Below are 10,464 nucleotides of genomic sequence, written 5' to 3' on the forward strand. Positions count from 1 at the left end.
CCCCTTACCTTACTAACATTCCGACTTGTTCATTCATTCGACCGGTAAAATGCTGTTGAATTTCATGAATAATAGCCATTAAAGTCCGATCTGTATCATCAATTTCATTAAGTGCCGCTTGGTAGACAAACTCCCCGAGAAAATCAATCACTAAACTTCGGTGACCAATGATTGCAATAGGGTAATTATGCCGATCTGGATCGATCACAAACGTTAATAAATCAGCATTTCGATGGACAAAAAAGGGTTCATCTTGTTGGTAATTCGCAGTGGATAGACACACCTCGTCGTATTCCGGGTGATCGATCAAGAGCTGGTAGGCCTCATGAAAGAACCGCGCATCGCTAAAATCAGTCGTCAATTGTTTGAGACCGTACCCCATCGCAACCGCCTGATGTTTTAACTGTTGAAATTCAAGGTCCGAGGCCGATGAATCCACAATTTGAAGGGGAATCTTAATTGCTGTTACCGCAATTGAATTTTTAAGCAACGCATCAGGGGCCCACAGCCGACCTTCCGCACTCGGTTCCATGACGGCAGAGCTGACATATGTATCATCACGGCCAACCATTGTCATCACCAGGTTTTGGCCCTTCCAGACGGGTACCATAATGATCGAATCCACCGCGCCAGATTGAGTTATCAGCCGACCCTGCTGGCTTTCTACATCCCATTCCCATCGCCTGATTTCGGGTAAAAATCCCATCTTAGATGGAAATGATAACCGACCATCCTCTTCAAATGAAATGGCTAAAATTCCGGAACCTTTACCGCCCATGGTCAAGTTTTGCCATCCGTGGGTCGCAAATTTCCACCAGTGGTCCCGCACCAGTCTGAAAAACTCATCTTGATTCACGGTATGATCCCCCTTCCGTCCTATTTATGCTTAAACCAGGATGTTTCATTCTTCCGGTTCAAGAAGAACACCGTGGACACTTGCATGCCATGCTTTAGCCGGGTTGCAAAGTAGTTATAGGCGACGTAGTTAATGAGGCCCATTTCTAAGTCCCGCATTCCCGTCCCATAATGTTCATGCTTATTCCAGGTCTGCTGCGTAATATAATTCGTTACAATTCCTAAGTATTCAAGCAAAACTGCCCGTTTTCCGGCAATCACCCCCGGATTCAATAACTGGACGGTCTTATTTTCCCGTAAAAAGGTTAAGGCGGGCTTAGGAATCATGTCGCTGTAATCAAACACAATTCCAATATCAATGTCCGTTAACTCATCACCAAAGTAAATGGTATCATCCTCGAACTGGCCAAACGGACTCCGCAGCATTTGGACATCCCCCAAGTCGACAAAAACGGCTTCTTCAACTTCTGGGTGTGCAAATAAAAAGCGGTACGCCATAATCCACCGATACATATAGAGGGATAACCCATCCAGTTGGGACGGCAGATCCATATGTTCAATCGTCAGTTCGGGCGTCCGGTAATCAATATCACCATCCGTCAAGACATACACGGGAACATGGGCCGGGGCTGTCGTATCCGTCAAAATTTTGGTCACTGGTACAATATCATCACTCGTCTGCTGTTTCTGCTTCCGCTGAGTATCCGTCAGACCAATAATGTATTCACCAACGATTACCCGTTTAGGGGCCAGTTGAATTTCTTCCATGGTGACCTTCCTTTTACTTAATCACTAGTTTATCAGTTGGTAAGTCCGTTTCTGCCACCTGGGCTGCCTTAGCGTGGTCCACTACAACATACCGAATGTACTGAATTTCATTGGTCAATATAGCTGCCAGCGTTGTTTGGAACTTGCCATCAAAGTTAATGGGATTTTCTTCCATATACAATACGTTGGTAGATAGCGTCTTAGCTAACGCAAAGAGTTCCACATCCATGTAAAGGACACCCACCCAGTCGTCTGGCTGAACGATTTCAGCAACCTGACTCGTCATAAAATCAGCCAAACTACTGTAGGAAATGATCGATTGTCGGGTATTCGGATCTTCCACCGTTACAGCATGAACCGTATTGTTTCGATAGGTAAACGTCACCACAATTTCTGCGGCATCATTGTAAAAGTTCCGGCTCTGCAACTGATTGTTCAAGTACTCTGACCGGCTGAACAGCTTACCGTCCTCCGCATACTCTTCGACCAATTGCGGTTCGTCATCCTTATCTAAGTACGTAACTAGGTGCACATGATCCACTGAGTTCTCATAAAATTCAACCCGTCCAATTGTCCGTCGACCCCGAACGATTACTAGTTGTTCTTGATCCCTAGTCGTTTTAACTCCTCGTCTCAAAGGTATTTGATTGGCAGCTAAAAAGGTGGTTGGATCGTAACTTCGTTTTGTTAACCGATCAATGATGTTAATGACATTAACGTGTTCATTAAGACTTTTCTGATATGTATTAATATCCGGTGCAAGGGTAATGAGAATCCCGTTTTCACGCTGCAAACGTTCCTTTTGCGCCCGCCAGCTGCGTAGCGGTGGGCGCAATGTATTAACTATCTCATAATCCATCTGCTAAGTTCCTCCATTCTAATTAACATTTAGTGGGACAATTATCGTGTGAACAACCAATTATTCTCACACTTATACTTAATAACTAATTGACTATATTAACTAAATCAATTGGGTAATCTCCTTAAAAATTACCGACCAACATATGATTATATTTAGACCCCTATAAATAGTCAACATATAATTTTATCTTATAGTCAAATATAGCATTTTAACCCGTTCGAAATCAACCGGTTTAATGCACTTTTCCCGGAAACAAAACCTTTCAGGCCCCATTTTACGAGTGCAAAAAATTAGTTCACCTTTATGACATAGTATAGAACAGTTAATTAAAATTGTCCCAATGAGAGCTTAATAAAAATATGGATACCACATATACCGTTTAGACCATGCCAAATAGGACCAATGACCAGACTCAATGCAGTTTAATTGAATCTAGTCATTGATCCTATTTAGTTATAGTCCGGTCTTATGATCCATGGCCTTTAAGTGACGTTTTCAGTATCTCATTTTAAAAGCAGAACAATTCTGTTGCTCCACGCCCGGCTATTAATCCGGAATGATTAAAGATTTAATGGCTTTTCGCTGGTCCATCGCCTGGTAAGCTTGGTCAATCTCATCTAAGCTAAACGTTTGAGTGAAGACCCTTCCCGGGTGAATATCCCCCTCTAGCACGGCCTTTAGCAACATATCCTTATCGTAAGTCGTGACCGAAGCGGGACCCCCAGCAATAATCGTATTCGTGTAGAAGGACGGGGTCATATCCATCTTAGGTTCGTGCGGCAACCCAACCCGACCGATAATAGCGCCTGGCCGGCCTAACTGCATAGCTTCCGCATTGGACTGTTCGGATCCGACACACTCTAAGACGGCATCCACACCCGAACCATTGGTTAGCTCTTTAACCTTGGCAATTGCCTCATCACCACGTTCTGAGACAATGTCAGTTGCGCCAAATTCAACGGCCAGCTTTTGCCGGTCTTCGTGCCGACTCATGGCAATAATCCGTTTGGCACCCCGCATCTGGGCCGCAATCACTGCGCATAACCCAACGGCACCATCACCAATGACAGCAACCGTACTGCCCTCATGCACGTTCGCCACCCGTGCGGCGTGATAGCCGGTCGCCATCACATCCGCTAACGTAAGCAATGAATCCAGCATGGCTTCCGTATAGTCCTCCGGTTGACCGGGCACCTTGACTAGCGCCCATTCACCATGTTGGAACCGAATATATTCCGCTTGAACCCCGCTGCTAAAGTTATCCGAATGGCTCTGACAAACCCCGTCAAAACCAGCCCGGCAAGCCGCACAATGTCCGCAGCCGTGGGTAAATGGGGCAATCACAAAGTCACCGGGTTTGACCGTCGTAATTGCTGATCCAGTGGCTGTCACAATGCCTAACGCTTCGTGGCCGTCATTTTCCGAGTTATCCGGTACGTTATCCAGTCCCCGGTAACCCCAGAGATCAGACCCGCAAACACAAGTCCGGATCACCTTTAAGATCACGTCATCGGGTTTCTCAACGGTTGGCATTGCAATATCTTGAACCTCAACTTTTCCTGGTTTAACAAAAACGGTTGATTTCATCATTAATATCCCCTTTACTAATTCTTACAGTCAGTGTAGGTCTGTCATGTCTAGTTGTAAAGGTTGGCCTAATTAATCGTTAGCAACCCGACCGAATAACGCCAACTGGGTTTCAATTTAATCCTCAGTCTGATCTCCATTCAAACCACAGACCGCTGGTTCATTTGACCCCGTTATTGTACAATTAACCGTAACGATTATTTTTTGATCAACCTAAAAAAAGGAAGTCTTCTCTTGATTACAATTAAATCCAACCGTGAAATTCAAAAAATAGCGGAATCCGGTGCTGTTTTAGCCGGCGCCTTAAAAGAAGTCCAAACGCTTATTAAACCCGGAGTCTCGACTTGGGATATTGAAATGTTTGTCCGCACCTATATCCAAAGTCACGGGGCAGTCCCGGCCGACCTTGGCTTTGACGGCTATAAATTTGCCACAACCATTTCCGTCAATGACGAAGTTGCCCACACCATCCCCCGCAAACGGACCCTTTTAAAAGAGGGCGACGTGGTGAAGGTGGATACGACCGTTAACCTCAACGGCTTTATGAGCGACGCCTGTGTGTCATACGGTGTTGGCACCGTGGCTCCCGAAATCCAGCGCCTGATGGACGTGACTAAAAAGGCCACGTACCTGGGGATCGACCAGGCCGTCATTGGTAACCGCATTGGGGACATTGGCGCCGCGATCCAACAGTACGCAGAAGTCGAAAACCATTTTGGCGTTGTTCGCGACCTCATTGGCCACGGAATTCAGCCAACCATGCACGAGGCTCCGGATGTGCCAGCCTACGGGACTGCAGGCCGCGGTCTGCGGCTAAAGGAGGGCATGACCATTACGATTGAACCCATGATTAATATCGGCACCTGGGAAATCACCGACCGTTACGATCAAGAAGATGATTGGACCGATTACGTGTCCGCTGACGGCTCGGCCTCTGCCCAGTATGAGCATACCATTGCCATTACCAAGGACGGTCCAAAAATCCTGACTTCCTACGACCCCGAGTTTGATGCCAAGTATTTACTGTAAAAAGAAACTTAGTTCGTCTAGCAAAAACTGGAATTTTGGCAGCGGATATGCCAAAATTCCAGTTTTTGTGATACCTATCAATCACCCTTTATGGCCCACTAATTTATCTCAAAATTAGCCTTAAATATGTAATGGCAGTGGGGACAGCGGTTCATGCCGTAGTGCACGGTCATTCGTTGCCGACAGTGCGGACAGCTGCCTTCAATTGTTCGTTCATGAATGAATTTTTCTTCTGAATGTTGTTCTGACAATTCATCACCCCCCTGACGTAAAATACAGCTAAAGCCGTCGGGCGAAGGCACTTAACTTTCGAAACAGCCACTGAACCATCAATAGTAAGATGGCAAGACTGAACACTTCCGCAAAAGATTTTAAGTCCCCCGTTACACCCCAGTGATTTAAGATTTCTTCAATCCAGCCGGCAATAATCGGAATAACTAAACACGCCGCAATAAACACAAAGAATAGCGAAATCCGACGGAGATTGCCCGTGAAATTCGTTGGTCGAAGTACAGGTTTTGGCGCCCGTATTACCCGCGGGTCCTCCTTAGTGATCCACGTTGCCAGGTAAATGATGAGCACCCAAATTCCCAACCAGCCACAAAATGCCACTACATTGGACCATCCCAGACGAGTCATTTGATTCGTAATCGCTTCGTAGGCCCACCCCCAAATAAGAATCACCGGAAAGAAAACTGCATTCCAGACTTGACGGGCTCGCTTCCCCAAAAAATATGTCCGTTGCTTCATAATGGTCACCTCCAATTCCTGTCACGTTAAGAGTACACGATTGGGCGGTAGCGGTAAACGAAAATCAAAAAACGAGTTGCGATGTCAATTAAACACCGCAACTCATTTTATTATCAGGTGAAAATCAGTCCGCTAAAAATTACCGTAATGCATTTTCAGCAGGTTAAACCACTGCTTTAAAGTGGAGGAAATGAATACTGCCATCGCCGCATAGATGATGACGTAAGCCGCCACAATTACATACAGTTGACTGATTTTCGTTTCAATTTCGGCATGGTACATGGATAAAACATGCCCCACTGTAAATAATAGTTGGGAAAGGATCAGAACAATTAAGAAGAACTGAACCGAGTTTTGTCCCGAGACCGTAAAACTAACTAGAAATAAAATCAGGTTAATGACTAAGAGGCCGTTAGTAAACGAAGCTAACCGATTCGTATACTGCCAGAAATTCTTATCAACTTGGTTGGTATTTAACCGATTAGCGCCGTAACCCACCGCTAAATAGAGCGCAAAAACGGCCAATACCCACAGCAGAACGTTCATAAAACCCCCGAATCCCGGGTGAATAAAATCAGGTAAGGAAAGCGCGTTCATCGCCGTTGAAAATACAGAGGAGCTCACATTCCCTAAGGTCATGTAGTAGCTCATTAAGTGGGAGCTGGCAGTTAATAAGGCACCTGCCATTAAAACGGCCGATAACCCAAGCGAAATTATCCCAAAATAGGCATTTTCGCCCTGGCTAAACCGTCCCGGAGTCAGCCACGTTGCTTTAAGCCACACCCAGTAATTTGACGCATACGTTTTCACTTGTTCGGTCCGTTCATTTCTTGGGTGTTCCTGGCTTTCAGCCGCCTGAACGTTGTCAACACTCGCTTCAGTTTGCGTATCTGGAGCCGGGGTCAGATCGTAGCCGCATTTATTACAGAACCGTTGGCCCGCTTGAACCTCACTACCACACTGTGGACAAAATTTCATTATTCTAAATCCCCCTAATAATCTTCATCATGGTCATCGAGTTTGCTGAGCCCATCTAACGATGAAATCACATAGTGGTCGTTAACTTTTTTCACAACCGCCCGATAACTAAACTTTTGAATATGGTCGTGGTCATCTTGACCAAAGGTATACGTTAACTCAAAGTTGACAACGCTGGTTCCGTCAACCCCGGGTGCGACTGATTTAACGTCTGGGTCAATATCAACCGACTCAATATCATCATTCTTGTGATAACCCTCTGCCATTTTAATTAAATCTTGATAGTCAGTGCTATTTGAGCCGCCGTCAAAGTCATCTTCAACGTCGTCACCATCATCATCCGTTGCATCATCAGTATCCCCGCTCTGTGATACCTCTGTTATTGCCCCGTAGACCGATGACATCAAACTATCAGCGTCATCCTTACTAATTAGATCGGGGTAGGTCACATCAACCGAGGACTGATCATCGTAATAACTAATCTTGGTGCTGTCCGAGGTCACAACCTTGCCCTTTGATACCGGGTACGTTGCGTAAACCTTCATATTATCGTTCCACGGCATATCCGTGACGGAATAGACCCCATCAGAACTTACTTCACCCATCTTTTTGCCGTCCACGTAGACGGTAGATCCTGGCGCAGTATTGACGTTAAAGCTGACCGTCCGAAGCGACAAATCATAATCAGTACTACTTGAATCAAAATGGTAAGTTCCTGAGTTGACCATGTGATGCCCCGAAACATCCCCCGTTGCTTTTAACTGGTAATTTCCCGGTACGTAGGGTCCGATCTGTTTATCATATGTGGTTGAATTCGAAGTCGCAATCTGCTTCCCGTCCAAGGTAATTTTGACGCCGCTATGATTGGTACTAACCTTTGGGTAAACGGGAAGAACCCGAATTTGGTACTTAGGAAACATCAACCACCGCTTTCCCGTTTGCGTATATGTAAATCGACCGTCAGATGACGTATCCGATTTCTTTAAATCAGATTGGAACTTTGCTAGCTGCTGGTGGTTTCCCTTTAAATACTCGCTCATTGGTTTAAGCGTGGTGCTATTCAGCTTTAAGCTCGGATCCGACGTCGTATAATCCTTTGCCTTCGGCTGGTTAGACCGGATATTTCCAATAATCCGCGATAGAGTTGCTTCGCGCGAATAATAATGATTGCCCCAGACGTAGCCGCCAATCCCAAGCACCACGATAGCTCCGATAATCCACCATGCCCACCTAGGTAACGACTGCTTAGGGCCGCCCTTGCTTTCGCCTGCATTATGACGTAGTTGCCGGGAATTCTCAGCGGACTGGTTGACTCCCGCAGTCGTTGATGTTCGCTCATCTTTACCATTGGGTCGAGACTGAGCCGACTGTTTTCCCTGCCGAAACTTTTTCAAATCGAACCCGCAGTTGCCACAAAACGTGTCGTTGCTCCCCACCGGATGGCCACAATTAGGGCAAAATGATTGGGGACTGCCTTGATCCGTCGGTGCGGCAAAAAACTTTTTGTTATTCATAATCATCCTCCTATTACTTCGTAAGTTTATCATAAAACAAATGATTAATTTAGTTAAAAATGATATTTAACGACTGAAAAACAGATAAAATTGTGATGTTAACTTATTAAGAGTCTTTAATTTATATTATGAATGAAAAGGGCAATTAAAAACCTTCTCAAGATCAACTTAAGAAGGTTCATTACCCCTAAAAATCCATAAATCTTCATTTAGTCTTCACCAAATGAACGTGCGCATCACCTACACTGTAAGCAAAACGGGGAGGCGAGCACATGAACAGTTACCTTAAGGAATTAACGTACAGCCTGTTTTTAGGCTGTCTGATTACCCTAACCATTATTAGTTTTACCATCGTGGTTAAAGGCGGGACCCACTTGCTATGGGAAACTATGCCTAGCTGGCTAGGTCACCCAACCATTTGGCCCCTCATTATTGGTATGGGTGGTGGACTGGTGGTCGGCCTGCTTCAAAAATTCGTCGGTCCCTACCCCAAAAACATCAAGGAAACCATGCAGTTAACAAAGCAGGCCAGCTTTTATCAGGGACAGATCTGGCGCAACCTGCTAAACGCCATCGTTATCCTAATCTTTGGCGCGGGGGTTGGCCCAGAAGCCGCCTTAGTCGCCATTGGAGTTGGGATGAGCGGCTGGCTATCCGACCGGCTTAAGTATAGTGAAACCGACTCGGATTACTGGGCCAATACGAGTATGAGTACTGCCCTCGCCCTCGTCTTCACCAATCCCTTCTTTGGCCTTTCCGAACAGGTTGTTCACGACCCACATCACCATCGGCCGCTCCGTCGGTTTTCCATTTACTTTGCAACCCTCGCCGTTGCCTGGGAACTTTTCAGCTGGCTTAGTCACCTTGTCGGAACCCCATTTTTCCACCTTCGTTTTCACGCCCTAACCTACCCGGCAAACTGGGTTCTGACTGCTTTGATCGCATTCATTCTGGCAGAGATTTTCAGTCTTTCCTACCACGGACTCATAAAGCCGTTAGCCCGTCTGAACCAGCTAGACGCCCCAGTTCGATTGGCCCTTTTAGGCGGCTTAATCTTAGGCCTCAGTGGCATGTGGTCATCCTACCTGCTGTTTTCCGGTGAAGACAGTTTGCCCGACTTACTCACCGAATTCAGCTCCCTGTCAGCAGGTTTTCTACTGTTGCTAGGAAGCCTTAAAATGGTTCTCGCAATCTTCTATAACGCCGTAGGCTGGCGGGGCGGTGACATCTTCCCCAACATCTTCGGTTCCATTTGTTTCGGCCTCGGGATCGCTAGCTTACTTCACCTCGCCCCAGTAATCGTCGCGACAATCTTCTGCGCCGTCACCCTCACTAATATTATGAAGAAACCGCTGATCGTTTGCGGCTTGCTCCTATTAGTTTTCCCGCTATCCCTCTTTCCCCTGATTGTGCTGGGAAGCAGTATGACGGCAGCAGTAACGTGGGGCGTGGACAAGGCGAAGGATTGGTAAATTCAGTTTATTAATTTAAGTACTGGGCTTCGGCCGCTAACCGTGCGGCTACCGCCTCTTCCTTCGTATGAAAGGACCGATTTAAAACGTAGGCGCGGTGATAATACAGCCGGGCGATCCACAAATCATGGTGCCGGTCATAGCTCACTCCGGTCACGCCACTGCGGTTCTTCGAGCGGACTGCGTCCTTTTTGCTGGGGTGCCAGGCTGCTTGCAGGGTGTCAGAGTTGCCAATGTGGGCAATCGTGTTCGGTTGACGAAAAATCTTTTCCCTCGCCACTTCTTTTCTCAGACAGCCACAGCTGCGGGTGTTGCCCTTTCGCAAGTTATAGCCCTCCTTAATACACAGGTTGCCACAGTCACACTGGCACAGCCACTTCACGTTGCCATTACTCTTGTTGCGTCCGGCTCGCCGCAACACTACTAGTCGGCCAAATCGTTGGTTGGTTAAGTCAATCAGTCTCTTCATTGTCGGCGCCCTCCAATTGAATCCCAAGGCACGTCAAATAGCCGCTCACCAAAAGAAAGGCAAGCGGTCAGTTGAACTCCACGAGATTCAGTTTTAATGTTGTTGATTTTTGTTGAAGAATCAGCAAATAGGGTTGACAAATTCGAAAATACAATAATAATCGAGCAGAGCAGAGCAGAG

Annotated in this window: 11 protein-coding genes; 2 read left to right on the plus strand and 9 right to left on the minus strand. The window is 46.3% G+C overall.

The window, feature by feature from the left end; all coding sequences use genetic code 11:
- Window positions 1-4 precede the first annotated feature (4 nt).
- The 4 genes from DCM90_RS06550 to DCM90_RS06565 all read right to left on the minus strand — a co-directional run bounded on the left by DCM90_RS06550 (window position 5) and on the right by DCM90_RS06565 (window position 4,072).
- Window positions 5-856 carry a hypothetical protein gene (locus DCM90_RS06550; RefSeq protein ID WP_109250570.1) on the minus strand — a complete coding sequence of 284 codons (852 nt, stop codon included), beginning with the start codon at window positions 854-856 and terminating at the stop codon, window positions 5-7.
- 20 nt (window positions 857-876) lie between these two features.
- Window positions 877-1,623 (minus strand): hypothetical protein, encoded by a 747-nt coding sequence (locus DCM90_RS06555; protein ID WP_109250571.1) that lies wholly within the window; start codon window positions 1,621-1,623, stop codon window positions 877-879.
- Window positions 1,624-1,636: 13 nt separating this feature from the next.
- On the minus strand, window positions 1,637-2,482 hold the full coding sequence (locus tag DCM90_RS06560) for a hypothetical protein (RefSeq protein WP_109250572.1): 846 nt from the start codon (window positions 2,480-2,482) through the stop codon (window positions 1,637-1,639).
- 549 nt (window positions 2,483-3,031) lie between these two features.
- Entirely contained in the window at window positions 3,032-4,072 is a 1,041-nt protein-coding gene (locus DCM90_RS06565) for a zinc-dependent alcohol dehydrogenase family protein (RefSeq protein ID WP_109250573.1), read from the minus strand.
- A 234-nt stretch (window positions 4,073-4,306) separates the two neighbouring features.
- Between DCM90_RS06565 and map the strand changes: the two genes are divergently transcribed.
- Window positions 4,307-5,101 (plus strand): type I methionyl aminopeptidase, encoded by a 795-nt coding sequence (gene map, locus DCM90_RS06570; protein WP_109250574.1) that lies wholly within the window; start codon window positions 4,307-4,309, stop codon window positions 5,099-5,101.
- 279 nt (window positions 5,102-5,380) lie between these two features.
- On the opposite strand, the gene DCM90_RS06580 is transcribed toward map, so the two are convergent.
- The 3 genes from DCM90_RS06580 to DCM90_RS06590 all read right to left on the minus strand — a co-directional run bounded on the left by DCM90_RS06580 (window position 5,381) and on the right by DCM90_RS06590 (window position 8,343).
- The gene (locus DCM90_RS06580; RefSeq protein WP_109250576.1) at window positions 5,381-5,851 is read right to left on the minus strand and encodes a hypothetical protein; all 471 of its coding nucleotides are present in this window, start codon (window positions 5,849-5,851) and stop codon (window positions 5,381-5,383) included.
- A gap of 132 nt (window positions 5,852-5,983) precedes the next feature.
- Entirely contained in the window at window positions 5,984-6,829 is an 846-nt protein-coding gene (locus tag DCM90_RS06585) for a zinc ribbon domain-containing protein (protein ID WP_109250577.1), read from the minus strand.
- 14 nt (window positions 6,830-6,843) lie between these two features.
- Entirely contained in the window at window positions 6,844-8,343 is a 1,500-nt protein-coding gene (locus tag DCM90_RS06590) for a zinc ribbon domain-containing protein (RefSeq protein WP_165815240.1), read from the minus strand.
- A 272-nt stretch (window positions 8,344-8,615) separates the two neighbouring features.
- On the opposite strand from DCM90_RS06590, the gene DCM90_RS06595 reads away from it, so the two are divergent.
- Complete coding sequence (locus DCM90_RS06595; RefSeq protein ID WP_109250579.1) at window positions 8,616-9,815, plus strand: chloride channel protein; 1,200 nt, start codon at window positions 8,616-8,618, stop codon at window positions 9,813-9,815.
- Window positions 9,816-9,825: 10 nt separating this feature from the next.
- Here DCM90_RS06595 and DCM90_RS06600 read toward each other — a convergent pair whose 3' ends face one another.
- Entirely contained in the window at window positions 9,826-10,284 is a 459-nt protein-coding gene (locus DCM90_RS06600) for an alcohol dehydrogenase (RefSeq protein WP_133244326.1), read from the minus strand.
- On the minus strand, window positions 10,281-10,464 hold a 184-nt coding region (locus DCM90_RS10115), incomplete at its 5' end, for a hypothetical protein (protein WP_225365996.1). The genes DCM90_RS06600 and DCM90_RS10115, both read right to left, overlap by 4 nt.

The sequence above is a fragment of the Levilactobacillus bambusae genome (assembly GCF_003124125.1).
GTDB lineage: Bacteria > Bacillota > Bacilli > Lactobacillales > Lactobacillaceae > Levilactobacillus > Levilactobacillus bambusae.

Excerpts from the sequence above, each read along its gene's own strand:
- DCM90_RS06600 (WP_133244326.1), bottom strand. The coding sequence starts at position 10,284 with ATGAAGAGACTGATTGACTTAACCAACCAACGATTTGGCCGACTAGTA.
- DCM90_RS06580 (WP_109250576.1), bottom strand. The coding sequence starts at position 5,851 with ATGAAGCAACGGACATATTTTTTGGGGAAGCGAGCCCGTCAAGTCTGG.
- DCM90_RS06595 (WP_109250579.1), top strand. The coding sequence starts at position 8,616 with ATGAACAGTTACCTTAAGGAATTAACGTACAGCCTGTTTTTAGGCTGT.
- DCM90_RS06555 (WP_109250571.1), bottom strand. The coding sequence starts at position 1,623 with ATGGAAGAAATTCAACTGGCCCCTAAACGGGTAATCGTTGGTGAATAC.
- DCM90_RS06590 (WP_165815240.1), bottom strand. The coding sequence starts at position 8,343 with ATGAATAACAAAAAGTTTTTTGCCGCACCGACGGATCAAGGCAGTCCC.
- DCM90_RS06565 (WP_109250573.1), bottom strand. The coding sequence starts at position 4,072 with ATGAAATCAACCGTTTTTGTTAAACCAGGAAAAGTTGAGGTTCAAGAT.
- DCM90_RS06585 (WP_109250577.1), bottom strand. The coding sequence starts at position 6,829 with ATGAAATTTTGTCCACAGTGTGGTAGTGAGGTTCAAGCGGGCCAACGG.
- DCM90_RS06560 (WP_109250572.1), bottom strand. The coding sequence starts at position 2,482 with ATGGATTATGAGATAGTTAATACATTGCGCCCACCGCTACGCAGCTGG.